We start from the raw sequence: 21,966 nt of genomic DNA, 5'->3' as shown, positions 1-21,966 counted from the left end.
TCAGTCACTCCTATTCGGCAACGCTCTTTTAGTCGGGGCTGTCGAACGGGGTAACATGACCGACGAGGAGGAAACAGGACCAAACGATGAGCTACCAATCGAGATGCAAGCCGATATTGACTATGGCGAATACGACAGTGATGAAATGGAACCTCCAGACTGGATTACAGACTTGGACCGGGAGATCTTGGCGCTTCTGGGGAACCTTCAGATTATTTTGACACCGGCAGTCATAGCAAAGAACATAGATCGGTCTCGTAGTTCTGTCTCTCGGCGTCTAAGCACACTTGAAGCGGGTGGTTTGGTGGAGAAACCTGAGCGAGGACACTATCAAATTTCATCGGAAGGATATGCAAGAATGACACGAGAGGTTCCAGTCGAGCCACCAGATGGGTACGAAGATAAGAATTGGATAGCGTGGAAAATCCTAACTCCTGAAGAACTGGACGAGCTCGAAGAGAACGGGAGAATCAGCAATTGAAGAGCTGTTTACACTACTACAAATAGAATTATTTATTCGTATTTATAACCCCGTAAGCTGAGGAGATCCAATCCTATATCTAATCCCCCGAAGATTCTCTTATTGCCTCTTCATATTCTGGATTCCAGAAGCTATTAGATAATGTGTCTGATAGTGAATCAACTGCCTCTGGATCAAACAAATTGCCGAGCAGTTTCTCATTATACTCATTTCCGAATACATCTTCATATTTTAAAACGAAAGTGAAACCCATACGATTAATGTTATTTTCTCCATTATTTATTAGCGTTTCAAAAGTAAAGATAGCAGGTTCTTCAGAAGGATCATATTCCTCACTAAAGACCGACGCTTCTGTGTTTCTAAAATCCGGGCGGAAATTAAATTCTTTGGATGATTCACTATTTAGTGTGCCTCCTTTTTCAGAAAAGCTCAGAGGGTTTTTATTAACCTCTACTAAAGCAGAGGTTCTCGTTTCTAGTTTTGGCAAGCTATCGTCGATCTCACTGTAATCAGATAATGAATACATCTGATCACCATCAAAACAGTACAACTTAGGTGTAATATGCAGATTGATTGCCTTGCCGTTACCTGTGTTATCTATCTCAAGAATTAGAAAATCATGAATACCATCCGATACTGAATAATCACCAATTCTTCTGATTCTAGGCTTGACGCGGTTCTCTTCGTTCTCTATTCTATTCTTTTCTTTCTCAATCAGATTCTCATTTTGTTCCAATGTTTTGAGTGTAACCCAAGCAAGAAAAAGTGTTCCCAAAGCACCCAATCCAGTAACAACTGACCTTATCGAGGGAATACTATATGGTAGTATAATCTCCGCTGAAATTACAAAGGCGATTAAAGTGGCCATGGAAGCAATTGCAACTGCAACAGAGATTCGTTCAACCTTTTTCCAATCAACCATTGTGTAGGTAATAGAGTTGGATAATTATGTACTCTTGTCTGTCATAAACTCATCGGGGTTCCTAGTTTCTATTAGAGGGTGATTGGTTTCGTCACAATAACCCTCATATTCAAGAAATCCAACCGATGAAGCGAAAGAATCAGGTTGTGCTGTTAGTTCATGAGTTCCTTCGCACATATCACAATCAGTTATAATCGTATCAGGCACTTCTATATCAAGATTTTCTGGATTAGGAGTGTTTCCTGTCACTTTCCCAATATCGTCAGCTAGCCATTCCGAATGTTGCTTCTTCACTTCCGAAAAGTCCTCTCCGCTTGTTACAACCGCCCATTCAGCAGTATCATGGTCACAATGTAGACCATACGCATGGCCATCGATCTGAACTACGAATGATATAGCTTCATGGTTTCCTGGGAGAGGTGTATCAATCATTTTCTCTATTTTCTCAACCTGAGAATGGTTTCTGATATCATCGAATTCCTCTGTCTCTAAGACTCTACTGGGAAATTTGTCGGGTTTCGGTTCCGGAGTCAAAGCATTATCTACAATGTTATTTTCTTCTGGGCATTCATGAAGTCGAAGCTTGGACAGGGTTTTGAAATCTTCACCACAGTGTTCACAGGACCTATTGGCCATAGAAACAGTATATACTCCTACAAGAAAAATACAGATGTTACTACTTGTGAATAGCGATTGATCTATTTCCACACGGAAACGAGAGGAGGATCATTTTCACGGTCAAGAACCGGAGCTTCGACATCCATGCCAGTCAGGTTCTCAATATCTTTGAGATCCCGTGTACTGTCTCTTATTTCGTGGCTGGGTAGATCCCAATAGGCATACGCACCGATGTAGTCCACGATGCACCGATACGACGCCTCTTCGGGGAGCGTCGACCGGACGGCCGGGCGCTCAACCTCGGACAGCGCGCGATCTATCGCGGCGTCGAGGTCGTCGAGATCCTCCCACTGACGCCGCGCGAGGGCATTAGTGATCGAAGACTCGGACACAGCTCGAACTGAGTCGAGCGAACACCAGCGAACGGCTTCTCGTACGTCAGGCTCCTGTGTGTGGTCGTTCGGGTCGATCCCCTTCGTGATCGACTCCGAACAGGACCAGAAGCGCCGGTTCGTCGCCCAGTACAGCGCGAGCTTCCACGTCGCGGCTTTATCGGCGTACGACTCCCGCTGTTCGTCCTCGCTCTCGAACGACTCCGTGGCGTCGAGCAACGAGCCGAACGTCGCGCTCAGGTACTTACCGAGGTACGCGCCGGCCGTCGACTCCATCGCCTGCGCGTCGTCGTCGAACTCGATCAACTCGTGCGCTCGTGTCCGGTCGCGCACCCACTCGTCGCCGTGATCGTGGTCACCGAAGCGGTACCAGTCGACGAAGCCTTCGTCGCTCTGGAACTCCGGTTCGAGATCGTCGAGGTCGTCGCGGTAGACGAGCGGGTACACGTCGACGATCTCTCCCTGTCCGTAGTCGGACCACTTCGACGCGATCTCCGGTTTGTCGCACAGCCACGGCATTCCGTCACCGTCGCGGGTCGGCACATCGAAAAACAGCACGTGCAGGTGCGGATACCCTTTTTCGGAGAACTCCAGCGCCTTGATGTAGTCCGGTCGTTCGCGGGGTCGACCCGTCACGTCGTCGTCGAGTTCGGGTCGCCAGGTGCGAACGTCGGACTCGTGGGTGTCGGCCTTCGTCGACGGGTCACTGTCGAAGTACGACAGCAGGCGGTTGAAGTTCTCATTTATCGAGTCTATCGCGTCGAGCAGGGAGTCGTGTTGCTTCGGGTCCGTCGTCAGGGTGGCGAGGACGGCGTTCTCGGCGTGGTCGTAACCGTACTCAAGCGCATCATTGAAACGGGCGAACTGCTTCGAGACGCGGCCGTCGTCGTTGAAACGGGTCTTGTACCGCTTGGTCATCCGGCGCTGTGTCTCGCCGCCAGTGCGGCCGACCATGTGAACGTCGAACAGCAGGCGGTAGTCCTCGATCCGGTTCAGGTAGGATGTAAAACCGTCCTCCAACAACTCGCGCAGGTCATCATCCACTGAGTCGACGCGAGCGAGGTAGTTCCGCAGATACTCGCGGTCATACGTCAGGCCTTCTGAGCTACCTGTTTGAGTAATGCCTTCTGTAATCAAGTCAAGAAGGCGTAGGGTCGGTGTGACCACGAGAACGCCTGATGACTCCGATTTGCGGACATACGGGTCGTCAGGCCCGGCGAGGTCGTCGACAAACCGATACGCGAACTGGTAGTCGGCATCGGAGCCGTCGACGCGCTCGCAGGTTTCGGGGGACACACCTTTGACGGCGTACGAGACAACGTGTGTGAGGGGCGTACCTTCCGGCTTCGAGGCGATGAACTTCGCAATACGGACGCGCTCGGCGTCGCGTTCGGTGAGGGTTCCGTCGAGCAGGGTACCGTGGCCGAGGAGATCGCGCTCTTCCAGGAGGTCCGCGAGGACGGGAGTGTTACATCTATCCGTGAGGTCGAGACCCGACAGGTAGCCCGGTGGGTCTGCGACACTCATCGGTCAGTGATCGAACAGCAGAGGATTGGGGCCGCCGGGGGCGGCCCCTGCGGCCCGGCTTCCGTGTGTGCCCCCCATGGCAGGGGGGCACAGACGGGTCCGGCCCTTGTGGCAGTCGTCGAGCCGGTCGAAGCGCGTCGAAACGCTACGCGAAACGCGGGGCTACCGGCGAGCCATCCCGGCGGACGGGCGGGTGGGCGGGTGGCAGTTATCCGATAGGCGAGTACCGGACTCATCTGTCTGGAGAACAGAAGCCCGGGGCCTCATCCGGCGAGTCGAACGAATAGACTTCACCGGAACCAACTGGGTAGTCATCGCTCAGGGTCTTTTCCCGATGCTCCCAGATCGGAACGGATTCAACGTTCTCAGGGGTGTTCAACCACGGCACAGGGCAGATGTGATGAACTTCGTATGCGTGGCTGAACACGTCGTGCGGATCAGCGCCGCCAGCAATAGCACACAACTGATGGACATAGACCGTATCGTCATTCTCAGCACGCTGACAGCGGACGTATTCATACCCCAGTCCGGTCATCGAAACATCCGGGGCAAGAGTTCGTCGAGAGTCGGAACTGCCCTGATTGAGCGGAACCGACATAATCAGACACCCTCCGGGAGATCGACACCTTTCCAGCAGAACGGGCAGTTGCCGGGATGGCGGGCCGTTTGACGGTTCTCGACGATGAACTTACCGCAGGATCGACAGTGATAGGAAACGCGGACGGTCATCGTCGATCACCGTCCTCGACGCGCTCGATGGCACGACGAACCTCTTCGTCCGTCGCACCGTTCTCGACGAGGCGGGACGCAGGAACGAACTCACAGGGACCGAACGGCCACCGTTGGCGGCGTTTCTTCTCGATCAGATGATGTAACTGCCGAAGGGTGAGCGCAGGATCAGCATTGCAACTTAAAGACCGACTTAGTTTCAGTCGAACTCTCGGAGAAAACTCGTCGCTCGCACAGCTAAGACTCCAACTGTGGGCATCTGTCAGAAAGTTGAGTGGGACCGCCGAGATTCGAACTCAGGTCCGACGCACCCCATGCGCCGAGGATACCGCTACCCCACGGTCCCGCATGTGGGTCCACGAGGGTCCCCGGATTAAGGGTGTCGTTTTGCGCCTAGACCAGTACGCGTTCTAACTCGACGACGGTGCCCGATTCGCCGGCGGGATCGCCCACCAGTCGGCCGAGACAGATCGCCGCTCCGTCGGGCGTGTAGCAGGCCACGAGCGGGCGATCTGACGCGTCGTCGACAGTCAACTCGGACTCGATCACGCCGGGCGCGTACACCGGCGCGCCCTCGGCGACCTGCGTGGCGGCGCTGGGGGCGATGGTTACACCGGGCAGGGGGTCCAGCGCGTGTTCGGCGGGCTGGACGATCTGCCGGAGCGGTTCGGGGTCGTCGTCCTCGGTCCACCACGCCAGTGCGTCGGCGAGGTCTTCCAGCGTCACCAGATCGCGGTCGTCGAACTCGCCGGTCGCGGTGCGCCGGAGGTGGCCCATGTGCGCGCCGGTGCCGAGTGCCAGCCCGAGGTCGTGACAGAGTTTCCGGATGTAGGTGCCGCTCTCACAGCGGACCCGGAGGAGGGCGCGGCGGTCTTCGACCTCTAGCACGTCCAGGTCGTGGATCTCCCGGACCCGGAGCTGGCGTTTGACGGCGCTCTTGCGGGGCGGTTTCTGGTAGATAGGGCCCTCGAACTCGGCGGCGACGGCGTCGAGGTCGGCGGGGGCGCGGCCGTGAAGTTCGAGGACGGCGACGTACTCCTTGACGGCGTCGTCGAACACCTGGGCCATGCGGGTGGCGTCCCCCAGGAGGAGGGGCAGACAGCCGGTGACTTTCGGGTCGAGCGTGCCGGCGTGGGCGACGCCGTCGATGCCGCTGGGGTGGGTGTCGTCGACCATGTCCCGGACCCAGGCGGCGACCTGGTGGGCGGAGGGGCCGGGCGGTTTGTCGAGGTTGACGACGCCGAATTCGAGGAGGTCGGGGAGCGACCGGTCGTCGGGAGCGCCGCGGTCGACCATCAGAACTCGTAGCGGACGCCTTCGACCGGGTATTTCCCTTCGTCGCTGTCGTCGTCGTAGGATTCGGCGGCCGAGAGGACGAGCGAGAGGCAGGCGTCGGCGTCCCAGCGGGCGGTGTTCACGGTCAGATCGTAGATCGAGCGGTCCTCGATGTCGATGCCGTAGTACTCCCGGTAGCGCTGGGCCTCGCTGGCGGCGCGGGCGCGGGTCTCTTCGAGCACCTCGTCGAGGGGTTTGTCCTCGCGGTCGGCGATGCGGTCTGCCCGCACGTCGAGGGGTGCGTCGAGCCACACCCGGAGGTCGGCGTACTCGGCGGCCATCCAGCCGGCGAGTCGCGATTCCAGCACGAGGTCGGTCGATTCGCGGGCGGTCTCGCGGAGCCGGCGGTCCAGATCGCGGTCGATCTGGTCGTCCTCCTCGGCGAGTTCGTTGAATTCGACCAGCGAGTAGCCGCGTTCGTCGGCCAGCGCGCGGAAGATGTCACCCCCACTGACGTGCTCGTGGCCGAGCGCGTCGGCCAGTCCCGCCGCGAGCGTACTCTTGCCGCTGCCCGCGGGGCCGGAGACGGTAATCAGCATATCAGACCTGCGGTGGTCGCGCTAAAAGAGGTTGTGTCTTCGACCGGGGCGACCGGCACGCTACCCCAGCTGCCTTCGAGTCCCCCTCGACACCGACGACGAATCTGACAGCCGCCCGAGACCCGTGTTTTTCCGGGTGGCTCCCGTCGACTACAGCCATGGAGACCACCTGGACCGTGAGCCGTGCGCAGGCGGCCTGGGCGGCCGTCGGTCTCGTCGTCGGGGGGCTCGTCGGCTTCGTGCTGGTCTCGTTCGTCGGGGCGCTGGCCGTCGGCGTCTTCCTCTACTACGCCGTGCGGCCGGCCTACCGACGGATCGAGGAACGCCTCGGCCGGAGCGACCTCAGCGCGACGCTGGCGCTGGGGCTGGTCGGCGTGCCCATCCTGGCCGTGCTGGGCTACGCCGGGCTGGTGGCGGTGCGGGCGGTCGACCGCTTCGTCGCCCGCACCGACCTCTCCCAGTATCGCTCACTGCTTTCGCCGTACCTCGACGTGGCGTCGCTGACCGAGCCGGGGACGCTGCTGGACCTCCTCGGCGGGAACGTCGGCCGGATCGCGGGGTATTTCGGACTCGCCGTGACGTGGTCGGTCCGCCTGTTCGTCGCCATCACGGTGGCGTACTACCTCCTCCGTGACGGCGACCGGATCGCCGACTGGTTCCGGGCGACCTTCGGCGGGTCGCCGGGTGCCGTCGCGTTCGCCGAGCGGGTCGACAGCGACCTGACGAGCGTCTACACTGGCAACCTGCTGGTCATCGGTGCCACCGCCGCCATCGCCGTCGGCGTCTACTCCCTGCTCGGACTCGTCGCGCCGCCCGCACTCGCGATCAGCTTTCCGGTCCTGCTGGGGCTGCTGACCGGTATCTTCACGCTGGTGCCGGCAGTGGGCATGAAGATCGTCTGGGTCCCCTACGCGTTGTCGCTGTTCGTCCGGAGCGTACAGGGCGAGGCCGGGCTCTGGTTCCCCATCCTGTTCGTCGTCGTCACGTTCGTCGTCGTCGACTTCCTGCCCGACGTGTTCGTCCGGTCGTATCTCTCCAGCGGGAGCCTCCACATGGGACTGCTCGTGGTGACGTACGTGCTGGCGTCCATCGCCTTCGGCTGGTACGGGATCTTTCTCGGTCCCGTCTTGCTCGTGGTGGCCGTCCACTTCGCCCGGGAGGTTCTGCCGGCGCTGGTCGGTGGCGAGTCGGTGGCGGTCGCGGAGAACTGAGAGCGCCGCGCCGATCAGGTCGGCGTCGTCTGGATGTTCAGCGACTTCCGGATGATCTGGGTGAAGCCCATCGAGCAGAGGAAGTACCAGACGATCCAGGCCTGCAGCGGGCCGAGGATACCGGCCTGCCAGCTGATATCGCCGACCAGCGGGAGGACGACGGTCTGGCCCTGGACCTGTCCGGTCCCCAGCAGCCAGTACATCCACAGGAACACGGGGATGGTCAACAGCATGATCCAGACCATCGGGCGGATCTGCTCTTTGAACATACCCATCTGGTCACCCATGGCGTCCATCTGTTCTTTCTGGATGCGGTCCAGTGCCTCCTCGTCGCCGCGTTCCTTGGCCTCCTTGCGGCGCTCCTGGATCTCTTTCATCTGTTCCTGGTACTCGCTCATCTTGTCCATGTCCATCAGGTTGGCCTGCAACAGCGTCGAGTACAGGCCCGTGAGCATGGCCAGGACCATGACGACGACGTAGAAGGGGAGCATCGCCTCCAGCGGGCCAAAGAGTACGTCGAGGGTGCCGCCGATGGCGTTGCGGATCGACGGCAGCGAGTAGCCCGCCATCATCCCCAGCGCGCCGACGCCGGCCAGTTTGTCGTAGGACGACCACGAGGACTCCTCGTCGCCGTCGGCGGCCGCGTCGCTCACCTCGTCGTCCGTGAGCGCGTCCCGGACGCCTTCGGGGTCGTCGACGACGAACCCGGACCCGTCGGCGTCGACGAGCAGTCCCTTCTCGATGAGACGACCCCACTGGCCGCTGGTCATCTCGTCGCTGACGTCGCTCCACTCGACGGTCCCCTCGTCCTCGACGACGTCGAGGACCGCTTCGAGCGCGTCCAGCAACTCGCCGTCCTCCCGGGCGAGCGACTCTACTTTCTCGGCGGTGCGTGGCATTGTCGAAGCTCTAGGCACCACCGCTAATCAAGCTTTTACTCTCGATGCGGGGAAAACGGGCGGTCGCGCCGATCCGATCAGACGCGCTCGTCGATGGCCGCTTCGATGTCCGCCCAGACCTCGTCGGGGGTCTGTTCGCCGTCGATCTCGACGAAGCCCGCGTGGTCGCGGTAGTGGTCGATGACGGGTGCGGTGTTGTCCTCGAACACGTCCAGCCGGTTGTTCACCGACTCCTCGTTGTCGTCGTCACGCTGGATCAACTCGCCGCCACACTCGTCACAGACGCCTTCCTCCTCGGGCTGGTCGAACTCGACGTGGAAGTTGGTGCCACAGTCGTCACAGACCCGGCGGCCGGTGAGCCGGTCGACGAGTTCCCCACGGCTGACGGAAAGCGAGAGGATCACGTCGAGGTCGGTCATGTCTTCGAGCTCCTCGGCCTGCTCCATGTTGCGCGGGTAGCCGTCCAGCACGTACCCGTCGGCGCTCCCGAGGGCTTCCTCGACGATGGCGTTGACCACGGCGTCGGGCACCAGGTCGCCCGCCTCCATGTACTCCCGGGGCGTGTCGTACTCGGTGTCCATGTCCGAGATGTCCATGTCCTTGTTGCCCCGCAGGGCGTCGCCGGTGGTGACGTGTTCAACGTCGAACCGGTCGGCGATGCGGCTGCTCTGTGTCCCCTTGCCTGCGCCCGGCGGGCCGAGAATCAGCACGTGTGCGTCTGCCATGTGACGCGCTTCTCCAGCCCGGGATTTGTACCTGACGTTCTGCGTCGACCGGCGACGAGCACGGCCGTTTTTACCGCTGGCTCCCCTCGGTCCGGGCATGACAGGCGACGGCGAGCGCGCCATCGAGCGCCGGACCCGGATCGCCGAGGCGATCACGGCCCACCGCCGGGCCGGGAGCCAGTCGCCAGTCCTGCTCGCCGTCGCCGCCGACGACCCGCCGTACGTCGAGTACTGCGACCGCGAGATCGTCGTCCACGTCGACGATGCCGAACGCGACCGTCTGGCCACCCTCCTCGACGACTTCCCGGTGTTCAAGATCGCACAGCCGGCGACGAGAAAAGCGCCCGACGGCGAGGTCCACGTCTCGGCCATCGCGGACCCGAAACACGCCGCCGATTTCCTGGACCGGCTCTTTCTCGACGTGTTCGACCAGCCGGCGGAGTACGACCTCCGGATCGAGGACTGACTACTGTTCGGCTTCGGCGGACGATCCGGCGTTGCTCCGGCCGCGTCGACTGCCCGTGAAATACCGGTAGATGGGGTAGACGTAGTCTTCGAACGGGCCCTGCACGCCGCGGGGACCGGCGTAGACGATCACCGGGACGCCCGCCCCGTCGGCGAGGCTGATGACCCGATCCGGCGTGCTGCCGAACACCCACCGGCGGAGCCGCCGGGTCCGGGTCGCTCCGATGACGAGGATGCCGCCGTTGTCCTTGGCGGTGGCGACGAGTCCCTCGGCGACGGTCGCCGCCGAGACGTTCTGGACCCGGACCTCCGGCGCGCCCGAGAGCGCGGCCAGCGTCGTCTCGGGTGCCTCGGCCCGGCCGGCACCCTCGGGATCGACGTTGATGACGTTGATGTCGGCGCCGTTCTCGCCCAGTCGCTCGATCAGCGGGAGGACGGCCTTGTGGTGTGGGCCGCCGCCGGCCCCGATGTTGACGATCTCCACGTCCGTCGGATCGGTGAAGCCGCTGACGAACAGGACGCCACAGGGTGCCTTGTACTCGACGTGTTCGGCGATCTGGGTGTGTTCCTCCGGATACCCCATCAGGATCTGGTCGGCCCCCTCGTCCCGTGCGGTCTGGACGATGTCGAAGCCCACGTCCTGACAGATGTGGCCCTCGACGGTGTACTCGGCGTCGATCTCGGCGTCGTCCAGCAACTCCTCGATGCGGCGGGCACGCCCCTCCGCGGCGTCAGAAACCGCCTCGTACGGCGTCTGCTCGGGGATCTCGGTGACGTTGAGGACGTGGACGATGGGGTCCTCGCCCCGCGTGTTCCCGACCAGCGCCGCCAGTTTCGCGTAGGTCGGCGCGCGTTCCGGCCGGGCGACCGACACCAGCACCCGGTAGCGGTCCCCGTTCTCGACCGCCGCGGTCGCCGAGGGCGGTTCCGGCTCGACGACCTCCTGGAACAGCTCCTCCACGTCGGGCGCACCACCCCAGAGGAGGTACGCGACCAGCGTCGCGACGATCAGCAGGACGCCCCAGACGACACCCTTCGGGGGGAGGTTCGTGATCAGGGCGAGGTTGGCGAGGATGCCGAGGATCGGCACCACGGGGACCCCGGGCACGCGAAAGCCCCGCTCCACGTCCGGGAACCGCCGCCGCGAGTAGATCAGCGCGACGTTGACGATGGAGAGCGGGACCAGCAGGTTCAGCGTCGCGAACCCGGTCAGCGGCTCCAGGCCGAGTTCGAACAGGTCCGTCCCACCCAGTAGCGGCACGGCCGCCGGCAGGTTCAGCGAGAGCGGGATCGGTCCCCCGTCGTGGGGAAAGAGGCCGATGAAGACGACAATCAGCGCGACGATGGTCCCCGTCGCGGCCATCACGCTCCAGAACGGCGTGCTGAATTTCGGGTGGATGCGCGAGAACGGCCGGGGAGCCTGCCCCTGCCGACCCATCAGCGACCCGATCCCGCTGGCCGCGAGGATCGACGCGTTCGAGGCGCTGACCATGCTGAAGATCGCCCCAGCGACGATCAGGCTCTGGCCGATGGGGCCGAGGAAGGCCGCCGCGACGCTCCCCATCGCCGTCTCGCCCTGTTCGGCGATCACCTCGGCCGGGATCGGCGAGTTCACCATCGCGACGATCACCAGCGCGTACAGGACGGTGACCGTGATCATGCTCGCCGCGATGGCGCGAGGCACCGTCTTCCGGGGTTCGATGATCTCCCCGGCGCTGGCCGCGATGGCCGAGAACCCGAAGAAGGTGATGAACGCGAGCGCGGCGATGGTGACGATGTCGACGGGACCGCCGCCGAACGCGCCGGTGAACTCCCCGACGGCCGCGGTCGGCCCGGCGTAGCTGAACGCACCGCCGATGAAGGCCAGCAGGACGGCCACCTTCGCGCCGGTCACCAGCAACTGGAAGGTCCCGCTCTCCTCGGTCCCGCGAGCGTTGAGCGTCCCCAGAAGGATCGCCGCCAGCACGCCCGTCGTCCCGTGGGGGAGAAAGTGCCACGCCTCGGGGAGGATGAATTCGAAGACCCACTCGTCCATCGTGGCGAGGTAGAAGGCGGTGGTGCCGGTGTACCCCAGAAACAGCATGGCACCGATGGCGTACACCAGCTTGTCGTGTTCGAACGTGCGCGAGGAGAAGAGGTAGCCGCCGCCGTTCTCGGAGTAGATCGAGGCGAACTCCGAGTAGGAGGCGGCGGTGATACCGGCGACGATAGCGGCGATGACGAACGCGATGACCGCGCTACTGCCGATCGCGGCGACGGCAGTGCCCGACAGCGAGAAGATACCCGCCGCGATCATCGTCCCGAGTCCGATCGCGAAGGCGATCTTGAACCCGAGCGTCCGGGTGTGCTCTACCATTGCACACCGCTCTGCCCGACGGGACCGTAAAAATGTCGTTCGATGGACGAGGACGAAACCACTCGTGTTACCCGGACCGGGAGCGCGAAATCAGTCTTCGACGGTGATGACGAACAGCGCGAGGACGGGGACGATCTCCAGCCGACCGAACCACATCAACAGCGTCATCCAGAGCTTCGAGACCGGCGAGAACTGCAGGTAGCTCCCGAACGGCCCGACCGCACCGAAGCCCGGGCCGATGTTCCCGATGGTCGCCAGCGCCGCGCTGAACGCCTCCAGCGTCGAGATGTCGAAGCCGATCCGGGCCGAGTCCAGGCTGAGGAACACGGCCGAGACACCCAGCAACACGAAGTACAGCACGGTAAAGACGAGGATGCCCCGGACGGCGTCCTCGTCGACGATGGACCCGCCGAGCTTGACCGGCTGGACCACGTCGGGCCGGGCCGTCGTGTACAGTTCCCGCTTGACGGCCTTGATCGTCACCAGCCAGCGGACGACCTTGATCCCGCCACCGGTCGACCCCGCGGAGCCGCCGATGAACATCGCGAACAGCAGGATCATCTTCCCGGACGCGCCCCACTGGGCGAAGTTCGACGACGCGTACCCCGTGGAGTTCAGGAGTGAGGCGATCTGGAACGCCGCCTGTCGGAGGGCGTTCTCGGCCACACCCTCGGTCGTCCCGCCGAGATCACCCAGTGCCGGGGCCGCCCCGCGATAAAGCACGAACGCCAGGATAGCGGTAACCACCGCGATGGCACCCGCGTACGTCCGGAACTCGGGATTCTCGTAGAGGACCGAGAACTCGCCCTTCAGCACGTGCCAGAACAGCGCGAAGTTGACTCCCGCCACCACCATGAACGGGATGATCACCCACTGGACCGCGGCGCTGAAGTAGGCGATGCTGTCGGCCTGTGGCGAGAACCCGCCGGTCGGGAGCGTCGAGAACCCGTGAGCGATAGCGTTGTACAGGTCCATCTCCGGCGCGTATCCCAGGAGAGACAGGCCATAGAGCAGGGCCATCAACAGGAGCGTAAAGCCGACGTAGATGAGCCACAGCGCCCGAGCAGTCTCCGCGATCCGGGGCGTGAGCTTTTGCAGTTCGGGACCGGGCGCTTCGTTCTGCATAAGTTGCGCGCCGTTGACCGCGACCTCCGGGAGGATCGCGATCATCAACACGATGATCCCCATCCCGCCGAGCCACTGGATGAGCTGTCGCCACAGCATGACGGCGTGTGAGTGTCGCTCCAGCCCGATCTGCCCCAGCACGGTGGCCCCGGTCGTCGTCACCCCGCTGGTGGCCTCGAACAGCGCGTTGACCGGATTCGCGAGCGTCGACGCGGTCCCCTGGCCGGCGAGGAAGAAGGGGATGGCCGCGACGACGGCCGCCGCCAGCCACGACAGCGAGACGAGCAGGAGTGCTTCCCGCGGCCCGAGGTCCGGGTCGGTCTCCAGGCGTTCCAGCGCCAGCCCCGCGACGAGGCCGATCACGAGCGAGCCCGCGAACACCAGCACGTCCTCGCCGTAGACGACGGCGACGAGCAGAGGCAACAGCATCGTCAGCGAGAAGTACTTGACGACGGTTCCCAGGAGGCTACAGCTCGCGCGCCACTCGAACGGCGGATCGACCGGCACGCGCGACGTGAGACCGGACACACCTGCCGTCACTCGGCAAGGCGACATGAATCCATCGTTACCCCCCAGTCAGGACCGCCAGTACGCCGGCGTCAGGATGACGAGGACGGGGATGATCTCGATGCGACCGACCCACATCAGGGCGATCATCGCCGCTTTCGTCGTGTCCGGGAAGTGGAGGTAACTCCCGTAGGGGCCGGCGGCCCCGAACGCTGGCCCGATATTGAGGAACGTCGAGGCCGCCGCACCCATCGCCTCGAACTCGCCGACACCCCCTGCCACGCGGGTCGCGTCGATGACGACCAGGACCGTCAGTAGGGCGAAGATTACCAGACTCAGCAGGACGTAACCGTAGATGTCTTTGATCGTCTCCTCGTCGACGGCCTGCCCGCTGAGCCTGACGGGCCGGATCGCCTCGGGATGGATCTCGGTGAACAGGTCCCGCCGGAGGGACTTGACGACGACGAGCCACCGGAGCGTCTTGATCGAACAGGTCGTGCTCCCGGCCATCCCCCCGGTGAACATCGCCAGAAACAGGACGTGTTTCGCGCCCGCCGACCACAGGTTGAAATCCACCGTCGCGTACCCCGTCGTCGTGACGATTGAGACCACCTGAAAGAGGGCGTTTCGGACCAGCGGTTCGACCCGGTCGAACTGCCCGTCGACGGTCAGAAACGCGGCCGTCAGCCCGGTCGCCCCGAGGACGATCCCAACGTAGAACCTGAACTCGTCGCTCCCTCTGAGCCGGCTCGGCTTCCCTTGGAGCAGGAAGTAGAGGAGAACGAAGTTCGTCGCACCAGTGAACATGAACAGAATCGTCACCCACTGGACTGCCGGCGAAAAGTATCCGAGACTCGCGGGTTGCGGGGAGAAGCCGGCCGTCGAGACCGCGGTGAACGCGTGAGCAACCGCCTGGTATAGCGTCACGTTCGGCGCCAGCCCAACCACGGCCAGCGCGAGCCACGAGCACACCATCAGCGCCGTCAGCCCGACGTATAGCATCCCGAGGAGCCGCGCCGTCTCCTCGATCCGGGGTGTGAGTTTCGTGAGGTCCTGCGTCTGTGTCTCGGTCTCCATGAGCTGTGCGCCACCGACCGAGATCTGCGAGAGGACGGCCACCGCCAGCACGAGGATCCCGAGCCCACCCATCCACTGGAGTACGGACCGCCAGAGGTGAATCGACTTCCCGTGTGCGTCGAAGGAGTCGATGACCGTCGCGCCCGTGGTCGTGACGCCGCTCATCGACTCGAACATGGCGTTGACCGGATCGGCCAGCACCCCCTGACCGGCGAGGACGAACGGGATGGCCCCGACGAGTGCGATGGCCAGCCACGTCAACGCCACCATCAGGTACGATTCCCTGAGTCCCAGATCCCGCCGGTCGAAGCGTTCGAGCGCGAGACCGGCAACGAGCGTCCCCCCGAGCGGGACGAGGAAGGGCACTACTGGTTCGCCGAACCAGGCGGCGACGGCCGCGGTCCCGGCCAGCGGGACCGCCAGCGCCTTCAACACCGTCCCCACGAGGGTCGCGCTCGTCCGCCAGTCGACGGCGACGCGGCTCACAGTTTCTCGGTCACTTCCGAGAGGGCGTCGACATCGGTGAACACGACGACGTGGTCGCCCCGCTCGATCACGGTGTCACCGCGGGGCTTGATGAGCGAGTTGCCCCGCGTGATCGCCCCGATGACGACCCCGCCGGGGAGGTCGGCCATCGACTCCCGGATCGGGCGGTCCACGAGCGCACTGTCGGTGTCGACCTCCAGTTCGATGACCTCGGCGCAATCGCCCTCGATGATCGCGACGTTCTCGGCGCGACGCGCGCGGGTGAAGCGAGTGATCTCCTCGGCGGTCGCCTCACGGGGACTGACCGCAACGTCGACGCCGACGGCCTCGAACAGTTCCGTGAAGTCGCCGGTGTTGACGATAGCGACCGTCCGCCCCGTCCCCATCCGTTTCGCGATGAGCGTCGAGAGGAGGTTCTTCTGGTCGTTGTCCAGCGCCGAGACCAGCACGTCGGCCTCGCCGACGCTCTCGCGTTCGAGCAGTTCCTGATCGGTCGCGTCCCCTTTGAGAACCGTCGTCTTCGGGAGATTTTCGGCCAGCCAGCGAGCCCGGTCCTCGTCGCGCTCGAACAGGCGCGGCTTGTACCCGCCTTCTTCGAGCAGGCGCGCGACCTGATACCCGATCTCCCCGCCGCCGACGATCACCACGTCGCTGGCCTCGTCTGCCTGTGGTGCGACCGCGGTGCTGAACGCTCGCATACTCTCGGGACTCCCGATAGCGATTACGTCGTCCTCGGCCTCGATGACGGTCTCGCCGGTCGGAACGAGGACGTCTTCCCCGCGGATGATCGCGGCGAACGTCAGCGAGTCGAAGCGGTCGGCCTCCGCGACGGTCTGACCGGCCACCGGGCTGTCGGCCGGCACTTCGAACTCGGTCATCTGGACCAGCCCGTCGGCGAACATATCCACGTCCTGTGCGGTCGGGAGCCCGATCACGCCGACGATGGATTTCGCCGCCAGCAGGTCCGTACAGACCATGAAATCCACGTCGAAGGCCCCGCGGCGCTGTTCCCAGGCACGGAGATACTGTGGCTGTTTCACGCGGGCGATGGTGAAGGGGTTGCCCACGATGGCCGAGACGCCACAGACGACGATGTTCGTCTCGTCGCTGTCGGTGCTGGCGATGAGCATGTCCGCGTCGGCGATCCCCGCCTCTTCGAGCGTCTCCAGGTCGGTCCCGTCGCCCTGGATCGGGAGCACGTCGTGGGAGTAGGTGAGTTCGTCGACGCGTGCGGGATCGGTGTCGATGACCACCACGTCGTGATCGGCCGCGAGACTGGCCGCGATGCTCGATCCGACCTGTCCCGCGCCGACGATGATCACGCGCACGGCCGATCACCAGCACCAATCATTGTACGTCCCTACCGACGGACTCCCCAAGAGAATTTCCCTTCCACCGACCCCGCCAGCGACCGGAGGTACGAGAACTTAAGGCCGGTCCACCCCCAACCTCGTCCATGGAACGACAAGTCGGGTCTGGGATCGTGGTATCGGACCGACCAGCCGAACGCGGGGACATCGAAGACGATGGCTGACCTCTTCGAGCGCGTCCTCCTCCCGGTCGCGAGCCCGGACGACGCGACGGCCAGCGCACGTGCGCTCCGGCCCCGTGTCGGCGACAGCGTCGTCGCCGTCCACGTGGTCGAGAAGGCAGGCGGTGCGGTCGACAAGGCCTCCGTCGAACAGCGTGAGGAGGAGGCTGCAGACATCTTCGAGGCGGTCCACGAGGAACTCGACGCCCACACGACCGTCGAGACCGAGATCGCCTACGGCACCGACGTGGCCGAGACGATCTTCGACGTGGCCGCCGAGGTAGACGCCACGAGCATCGTCTTCACGCCCCGGGGCGGGAGCCGCTGGGTCCAGTTGCTGACCGGCGACGTTGCGCTGGACCTGATCACGGGCACCGACCGCCCGGTCGTGGTCCTCCCCGATCATCACGACGGCACAGCCGACGATCCGACAGACGGAGGCGAGACGAGCTGAGATGTCGGATCAGGAACTCGCCAAGGACCTCGGGCCGCTGGCCGCCCTGACCATCGGGGTCGGGACGATGATCGGTGCCGGTATCTTCGTCCTGCCGGGCGACGCGATCCAGACATCCGGCTCGCTGGCCGTCGTCGCCTTCCTCATCGGCGGCGGGATTGCACTGCTGACAGCCTTGTCGGCCAGCGAACTCGGGACCGCGATGCCGAAATCCGGCGGCGCGTACTACTACGTTAACCACGCCCTCGGTCCACTGTTCGGCTCGATCGCCGGCTGGGCCAACTGGCTCGGGCTGGCCTTCGCATCCGCGTTCTACATGGTCGGCTTCGGCGAGTACATCGCGGCCATCGCCGGCCTCAGTTCGGAGATCGCGCTCGGTCCCGTGGCGCTCGACCCCGTGACCCTGCTCGCCGTCATCGGCGGCGTGTTCTTCGTCACGGTCAACTACGTCGGCGCGAAAGAGACCGGCCGGCTCCAGAACGTCATCGTCGTGATCCTCGTCGCGATCCTCACCGTCTTCACCATCGCCGGCGCACTCCGGGCCGACCCGGCGAACCTCCCGGAAGCGAAAGGCTACGGCCCGATGATGGTCACGACGGGCATCATCTTCGTCTCCTATCTCGGCTTCGTCCAGATCACGAGCGTCGCCGAGGAGATCAAAGACCCCGGGCGGAACCTCCCGCGAGCGGTGATCGGGAGCGTCGTCCTCGTGACGGCGATCTACGCCCTCGTGTTGATCGCGATGAGTGCCGCCGTCGAACAGGGCTTCATCGCCGCCGAACAGGCCGCGGGCAACATCGTCGTCGTCTCGGCGGCCCGGGAGTTGCTCGGGCCGCTGGGTGCCGTCGCCATGCTGTTCGGCGGCCTGCTCGCGACGGCCTCCTCCGCGAACGCGAGCATCCTCGCGTCCTCGCGCATCAACTTCGCGATGGGCCGTGATCGGCTCATCACGCCCGCGCTGAACGACATCCACGACCGCTTCGCGACGCCGTACCGCTCCATCGCGGTCACGGGCGCGCTGATCGTCGTCTTCATCGTCGGGTCGAGCGTCGTCGGCGACGACGCCATCGTCTCGCTGTCGAGTACGGCCAGTTTCCTCCACCTGGTGATCTACGGCCTGCTCAACCTCGCGCTGATCGTGATGCGGACCGCCGATCCGGCCGACTACCAGCCCGATTACACCGTGCCGCTGTACCCGTTCACGCCGATCCTCGGTGCGATCACCTCGTTCGCGCTGATCTACTTCATCGAGCCCACCATCCGGACGCTCGGCTTCGGCCTCGTCGCCGCCGCCGTGGCGTGGTACTTCGTCTACGCGCGGTCGCGCACGGAGAAACAGGGTATCCTCGGCGAGTACGTCCAGCGGCGCTCGGACTCGATGCCCGACTCGGCGGTCGCCGCCGCCGACAGCGTCCAGCCCGACGGCGGCCAGTACAAGGTGATGGTGCCACTGGCCAACCCCGAACACGAGACGGAACTCATCACGCTGGCCAGCGCCATCGCCAAACAGCGGGGCGGGAGCGTGCTGGCTACCCACATCGTCACCGTCCCCGACCAGACCTCGCTGGCCTACGGGGCCGAACACGTCGACGAACTCGACAGCCAGTCGGCCGACCTGCTGGCCGCCGCCGAGGCCGACGCCGAGACCTTCGACGTACCCGTCGAGACGCAAACCATCATCTCCCACCGGTCGTTCGAGGAGATCTTCTCGGCCGCCAAGTCACACGCCGCCGATCTCGTGGTGATGGGCTGGGGGCCCGACGCCCACGGCTCGCCGGGCCGGGCCGAGTCCGCCATCGACGAACTGGCCCACGACCTGCCCTGTGACTTCCTCGTCCTCAAAGACCGGGGGCTGGACCCCTCGCGACTCCTCGTCCCCACCGCTGGCGGCCCCGACTCCGAGTTGAGTGCCGCCGTCGCCAAGATGCTCCAGGCCGAGTACGACGCCGACGTGACCCTGCTCCACGTCGCCGACGACGAGAGCGACGGCCGCGCGTTCCTCTCCGAGTGGGCGAGCGAACACGGTCTCGGCGACGCCGCCCTGCGGATCGAGACCGGTGACGTGGAGGCAGCCATCGAGACCGCCGCCGCGGACGCCTCGCTCGTCATCATCGGCGCGACCGAAGAAGGCCTGCTCGAACGACTCGTCAGGGGCTCGCTCGTCCTCGACGTTGTCGACGACGTGGACTGTTCGGTACTGCTGGCCGAGAAGTCCCGCGACCGCTCGCTGCTGGAACGCCTGTTCGGCTAGCGGATCCAGGTCACCAGGATCGTCCGCATCAGCCCGAGGGCGTACTTGACTTTGGGCTTCTTGCTCTCGCCGTGTTCCCGCTCGGCGATGGTGACCGGAATCTCCTGGATCCGGAGCCCGTTCTTGCGCGCCTCGATCAGGAGTTCGGGCGCACTGAACTGCTCCTCTGTCAGCGTCAGCTCCGCCAGCCGCGACCCCCGGATCGCACGGAACCCGTTCGTACAGTCGCTGATCCCCATGTCCGTCAGCAGGTTGATGAGCCACGTGAACGACCGGATGCCGGCCTGCCGGACGGGGCCGTTGCCCGACCGGTCGGTGCCGATGTACCGCGACCCGACCACGTAGTCGGCCTCGTCGTCGACGATGGGTCCGACGAGGTTGTCGAGCTGGTCGATCGGGTGTTGCCCGTCGGCGTCGATGGTCACCACCACGTCCGCGCCGTTCTCCTCGGCAATCTCGAACCCCGTCTTCAGCGCGCCGCCCTGCCCCTGGTTGATCGGGTGTTCGACGACCGCGGCGTCGGTCTCGGCGGCCCGCCGAGCCGTCGCGTCCGAGGACCCGTCCGAGACCACCAGCGGCACGACCTCGTACCCCCGGACCGTCTCGGGCAAGGACGCGACGACCGACTGGACGCTGTCGGCCTCGTTGTACGCCGGGATGACGATGTAGACCGTCCGCTCGTCGTCCTCGCCGAGGTCGGCCTGGTCGACGGTGAGACTCCTGGTGAGTTCCGCGATCGTGAGTTGCTGTTCGCGCAGCCGGCCGATGACGTACAGCACGAGCGCCGTCAGCAGCACGGTGGCCACCAGCGCGATGACCAGCGGCCGGCGCTCGATCTGGAGAACGTTCCCCAGCGCGTTGAACAGATCCGGGACGAGCGCGATGGCCAGCGTCCCGACCGCGATGGCCGTCGCCACGCCGAACTCCGTCTTCGAGAAACTCGTCCGATAGCGTCTGAACCCCCAGTAGAAGATCAGGAGGGCAACGACCACCAGCACCGCCGTCAGCGTCGGGCTGTCGAGGCCGGTGGCCTGGAAGGGCGGCCGGGTCGCCAACATGCGTGTTGAACTCGGCTTTCGCGAGAATCGTTAAATGCGTTGTGTCTCGGCCCGCACACAGGTTCACGGGGCCGTGTTCGGTCGGCCGCCGCTCGGCCTACCCGGCGTCGGCGTACCCCAGATCCTGCAGTTGGCGTTCGACCTCGTCGGACACCTCCGTCCGGTCGACCGCCACCTCCTCGCCGCCCTCCGTCATCGACACGTCCGCGTCGCGAGCGACCAGTTTCCGCTCGAAGTCCTGCCACGCGACCGTCGCCGTCTCGTGCCAGGGCGCGACCGTCACCGCCTCCTCGGTCGTCGTCTCGGTCAGATCCGTTCCCTGCCAGGCGTCGGGTGCGTCGATGCCCGCGCCCGCCGCCAGCGTCGGCCCCACGTCCAGGAGGCTCAGGCGGTCACCCTGCGTCTCGATCCCGTCGAGGACGACCGGCACCCGAATCACCGTCTCGGGCACCCGGCGGCGGTACCCCTGGTGGTAGTAGTACTCCTCCTCGCCGAACTCGTCGCCGTGGTCGGCCGCGAACGCGAAGATGGGGTCCTCGCTGTCGATTTCGGTGAGGAGCCGCTCGATCCGGTCGTCGACCCGGCCGAGGGCGTCGCGGTAGGCCGAGGTGATGACCTCGCGTTCCGCGTCGGTCACCTCCGAGGAGCCGAACCAGTGGCGACCGCCCGACGCCTCGGCCTTCCGGTCGATCTTCGGGGGAATCGCGTCGTCGCCGGTGCCGTACGGCCGGTGACTCTCCATCTGATGAACCCAGAGGAACCGGGGGCCGTCGGCGTCCTCGAACCGCTCGATGGCCTCCTCGATCACGGCCTCGTCCTCGGGCAGATCGTCCATGTTGGCCTCCATCGGATAGACCCGCCGGTACACCTGCCGGACGATGTCGAACGACCCGAGATACTCCCGGAGACTGCTCCGCCGGTTCGAGGCGGCGTTGCCCGACCCCGACATGTAGTTGTCGTAGTGGTCGAAGCCGCTGTCGAAGCCGAAGGCCGGGTCCGCCTGTGCCGTCGGCACCAGCCCGATGGTCGTGTAACCCGCCTCGCTGAACGCCTCGGCGATGGTCGGCCCGACGACGCGGGACTGGACCGACGCCCGCAACCGCGAGGACTGCAACGCCGCCAGACTCGGCCGCGTGTAGTGACCCGCAGTCACACCTGTCAACACCTCGTGGTCCGCGACGAACGGCATGGCGTCCACGAAGTCCCGCCGAACCGAATCCGCGGTCAGCAGTACGACGTCACGCATTCGTTGCCGGAGAACGCGGGACGCCGATAATA

Annotated in this window: 19 protein-coding genes and 1 tRNA gene; 5 read left to right on the top strand and 15 right to left on the bottom strand. The window is 64.2% G+C overall.

The features are described 5' to 3' along the window. The first annotated feature begins 55 nt into the window (after positions 1-55). Positions 56-481: a helix-turn-helix domain-containing protein gene (locus ACOZ4N_RS19335; protein ID WP_424017997.1), complete on the top strand. Its 426-nt coding sequence runs from the start codon at positions 56-58 to the stop codon at positions 479-481. 79 nt (positions 482-560) lie between these two features. Here ACOZ4N_RS19335 and ACOZ4N_RS19330 read toward each other — a convergent pair whose 3' ends face one another. From ACOZ4N_RS19330 to cmk, 7 genes are all read right to left on the bottom strand, one after another. Next, the gene (locus tag ACOZ4N_RS19330; protein ID WP_424017996.1) at positions 561-1,403 is read right to left on the bottom strand and encodes a hypothetical protein; all 843 of its coding nucleotides are present in this window, start codon (positions 1,401-1,403) and stop codon (positions 561-563) included. Positions 1,404-1,427: 24 nt separating this feature from the next. Further along, the gene (locus tag ACOZ4N_RS19325) at positions 1,428-2,039 is read right to left on the bottom strand and encodes a hypothetical protein (RefSeq protein WP_424017995.1); all 612 of its coding nucleotides are present in this window, start codon (positions 2,037-2,039) and stop codon (positions 1,428-1,430) included. 62 nt (positions 2,040-2,101) lie between these two features. Next, positions 2,102-3,940 carry a hypothetical protein gene (locus ACOZ4N_RS19320; protein WP_424017994.1) on the bottom strand — a complete coding sequence of 613 codons (1,839 nt, stop codon included), beginning with the start codon at positions 3,938-3,940 and terminating at the stop codon, positions 2,102-2,104. Positions 3,941-4,172: 232 nt separating this feature from the next. Then, positions 4,173-4,538 (bottom strand): hypothetical protein, encoded by a 366-nt coding sequence (locus tag ACOZ4N_RS19315; RefSeq protein ID WP_424017993.1) that lies wholly within the window; start codon positions 4,536-4,538, stop codon positions 4,173-4,175. A gap of 406 nt (positions 4,539-4,944) precedes the next feature. Next, positions 4,945-5,015: transfer RNA gene (locus ACOZ4N_RS19310), tRNA-Pro, on the bottom strand. Between the two features lie 47 nt (positions 5,016-5,062). Further along, positions 5,063-5,965 carry an RNA-guided pseudouridylation complex pseudouridine synthase subunit Cbf5 gene (locus ACOZ4N_RS19305; RefSeq protein ID WP_424017992.1) on the bottom strand — a complete coding sequence of 301 codons (903 nt, stop codon included), beginning with the start codon at positions 5,963-5,965 and terminating at the stop codon, positions 5,063-5,065. Further along, positions 5,965-6,543, bottom strand: a complete 579-nt coding sequence (gene cmk, locus ACOZ4N_RS19300; RefSeq protein WP_424017991.1) for a (d)CMP kinase — start codon at positions 6,541-6,543, stop codon at positions 5,965-5,967. Before cmk ends, ACOZ4N_RS19305 begins: the two co-directional genes overlap by 1 nt. Before the next feature lie 158 nt (positions 6,544-6,701). Here cmk and ACOZ4N_RS19295 point away from each other — a divergent pair, with 158 nt between their 5' ends. Beyond that, positions 6,702-7,754, top strand: coding sequence for an AI-2E family transporter (locus tag ACOZ4N_RS19295; protein ID WP_424017990.1), 1,053 nt, complete (start codon positions 6,702-6,704; stop codon positions 7,752-7,754). Between the two features lie 14 nt (positions 7,755-7,768). Here ACOZ4N_RS19295 and ACOZ4N_RS19290 read toward each other — a convergent pair whose 3' ends face one another. Both ACOZ4N_RS19290 and ACOZ4N_RS19285 read right to left on the bottom strand, forming a co-directional pair. Further along, on the bottom strand, positions 7,769-8,653 hold the full coding sequence (locus tag ACOZ4N_RS19290) for a DUF106 domain-containing protein (RefSeq protein WP_424017989.1): 885 nt from the start codon (positions 8,651-8,653) through the stop codon (positions 7,769-7,771). Between the two features lie 77 nt (positions 8,654-8,730). Further along, positions 8,731-9,378, bottom strand: coding sequence for an adenylate kinase (locus tag ACOZ4N_RS19285; RefSeq protein ID WP_424017988.1), 648 nt, complete (start codon positions 9,376-9,378; stop codon positions 8,731-8,733). A 97-nt stretch (positions 9,379-9,475) separates the two neighbouring features. On the opposite strand from ACOZ4N_RS19285, the gene ACOZ4N_RS19280 reads away from it, so the two are divergent. Then, a complete protein-coding gene (locus tag ACOZ4N_RS19280; protein WP_424017987.1) occupies positions 9,476-9,844 on the top strand; it encodes a hypothetical protein in 369 nt (122 codons plus the stop codon). Here ACOZ4N_RS19280 and ACOZ4N_RS19275 read toward each other — a convergent pair whose 3' ends face one another. The 4 genes from ACOZ4N_RS19275 to trkA all read right to left on the bottom strand — a co-directional run bounded on the left by ACOZ4N_RS19275 (position 9,845) and on the right by trkA (position 16,722). Further along, positions 9,845-12,199, bottom strand: coding sequence for an amino acid permease (locus ACOZ4N_RS19275; RefSeq protein ID WP_424017986.1), 2,355 nt, complete (start codon positions 12,197-12,199; stop codon positions 9,845-9,847). Between the two features lie 90 nt (positions 12,200-12,289). Beyond that, the gene (locus tag ACOZ4N_RS19270) at positions 12,290-13,852 is read right to left on the bottom strand and encodes a TrkH family potassium uptake protein (RefSeq protein WP_424017985.1); all 1,563 of its coding nucleotides are present in this window, start codon (positions 13,850-13,852) and stop codon (positions 12,290-12,292) included. 48 nt (positions 13,853-13,900) lie between these two features. Beyond that, positions 13,901-15,394, bottom strand: coding sequence for a TrkH family potassium uptake protein (locus ACOZ4N_RS19265; RefSeq protein WP_424017984.1), 1,494 nt, complete (start codon positions 15,392-15,394; stop codon positions 13,901-13,903). After that, positions 15,391-16,722: a Trk system potassium transporter TrkA gene (gene trkA / locus ACOZ4N_RS19260; RefSeq protein WP_424017983.1), complete on the bottom strand. Its 1,332-nt coding sequence runs from the start codon at positions 16,720-16,722 to the stop codon at positions 15,391-15,393. Before trkA ends, ACOZ4N_RS19265 begins: the two co-directional genes overlap by 4 nt. A 198-nt stretch (positions 16,723-16,920) precedes the next feature. Here trkA and ACOZ4N_RS19255 point away from each other — a divergent pair, with 198 nt between their 5' ends. Further along, positions 16,921-17,379 (top strand): universal stress protein, encoded by a 459-nt coding sequence (locus ACOZ4N_RS19255; RefSeq protein ID WP_424017982.1) that lies wholly within the window; start codon positions 16,921-16,923, stop codon positions 17,377-17,379. 1 nt (position 17,380) lies between these two features. After that, positions 17,381-19,630 carry an amino acid permease gene (locus ACOZ4N_RS19250; protein WP_424017981.1) on the top strand — a complete coding sequence of 750 codons (2,250 nt, stop codon included), beginning with the start codon at positions 17,381-17,383 and terminating at the stop codon, positions 19,628-19,630. Here the strand turns inward: ACOZ4N_RS19250 and ACOZ4N_RS19245 are convergent. Continuing rightward, the gene (locus ACOZ4N_RS19245) at positions 19,627-20,688 is read right to left on the bottom strand and encodes a glycosyltransferase family 2 protein (protein WP_424017980.1); all 1,062 of its coding nucleotides are present in this window, start codon (positions 20,686-20,688) and stop codon (positions 19,627-19,629) included. The genes ACOZ4N_RS19250 and ACOZ4N_RS19245 overlap by 4 nt on opposite strands. Before the next feature lie 97 nt (positions 20,689-20,785). Further along, positions 20,786-21,934 (bottom strand): sulfatase-like hydrolase/transferase, encoded by a 1,149-nt coding sequence (locus ACOZ4N_RS19240; protein WP_424017979.1) that lies wholly within the window; start codon positions 21,932-21,934, stop codon positions 20,786-20,788. Positions 21,935-21,966: the final 32 nt, after the last annotated feature.

The organism is Halorientalis pallida (genome assembly GCF_049605515.1).
GTDB classification, from domain to species: domain Archaea; phylum Halobacteriota; class Halobacteria; order Halobacteriales; family Haloarculaceae; genus Halorientalis; species Halorientalis pallida_A.
This window is presented reverse-complemented; position numbering and strand designations above follow the sequence as displayed.

Excerpts from the sequence above, each read along its gene's own strand:
- ACOZ4N_RS19305 (WP_424017992.1), bottom strand. The coding sequence starts at position 5,965 with ATGGTCGACCGCGGCGCTCCCGACGACCGGTCGCTCCCCGACCTCCTC.
- ACOZ4N_RS19250 (WP_424017981.1), top strand. The coding sequence starts at position 17,381 with ATGTCGGATCAGGAACTCGCCAAGGACCTCGGGCCGCTGGCCGCCCTG.
- ACOZ4N_RS19330 (WP_424017996.1), bottom strand. The coding sequence starts at position 1,403 with ATGGTTGATTGGAAAAAGGTTGAACGAATCTCTGTTGCAGTTGCAATT.
- ACOZ4N_RS19280 (WP_424017987.1), top strand. The coding sequence starts at position 9,476 with ATGACAGGCGACGGCGAGCGCGCCATCGAGCGCCGGACCCGGATCGCC.
- ACOZ4N_RS19275 (WP_424017986.1), bottom strand. The coding sequence starts at position 12,199 with ATGGTAGAGCACACCCGGACGCTCGGGTTCAAGATCGCCTTCGCGATC.
- ACOZ4N_RS19290 (WP_424017989.1), bottom strand. The coding sequence starts at position 8,653 with ATGCCACGCACCGCCGAGAAAGTAGAGTCGCTCGCCCGGGAGGACGGC.
- ACOZ4N_RS19315 (WP_424017993.1), bottom strand. The coding sequence starts at position 4,538 with ATGTCGGTTCCGCTCAATCAGGGCAGTTCCGACTCTCGACGAACTCTT.
- ACOZ4N_RS19285 (WP_424017988.1), bottom strand. The coding sequence starts at position 9,378 with ATGGCAGACGCACACGTGCTGATTCTCGGCCCGCCGGGCGCAGGCAAG.
- ACOZ4N_RS19245 (WP_424017980.1), bottom strand. The coding sequence starts at position 20,688 with ATGTTGGCGACCCGGCCGCCCTTCCAGGCCACCGGCCTCGACAGCCCG.
- ACOZ4N_RS19240 (WP_424017979.1), bottom strand. The coding sequence starts at position 21,934 with ATGCGTGACGTCGTACTGCTGACCGCGGATTCGGTTCGGCGGGACTTC.
- ACOZ4N_RS19255 (WP_424017982.1), top strand. The coding sequence starts at position 16,921 with ATGGCTGACCTCTTCGAGCGCGTCCTCCTCCCGGTCGCGAGCCCGGAC.
- ACOZ4N_RS19320 (WP_424017994.1), bottom strand. The coding sequence starts at position 3,940 with ATGAGTGTCGCAGACCCACCGGGCTACCTGTCGGGTCTCGACCTCACG.
- ACOZ4N_RS19295 (WP_424017990.1), top strand. The coding sequence starts at position 6,702 with ATGGAGACCACCTGGACCGTGAGCCGTGCGCAGGCGGCCTGGGCGGCC.
- ACOZ4N_RS19325 (WP_424017995.1), bottom strand. The coding sequence starts at position 2,039 with ATGGCCAATAGGTCCTGTGAACACTGTGGTGAAGATTTCAAAACCCTG.
- ACOZ4N_RS19335 (WP_424017997.1), top strand. The coding sequence starts at position 56 with ATGACCGACGAGGAGGAAACAGGACCAAACGATGAGCTACCAATCGAG.
- cmk (WP_424017991.1), bottom strand. The coding sequence starts at position 6,543 with ATGCTGATTACCGTCTCCGGCCCCGCGGGCAGCGGCAAGAGTACGCTC.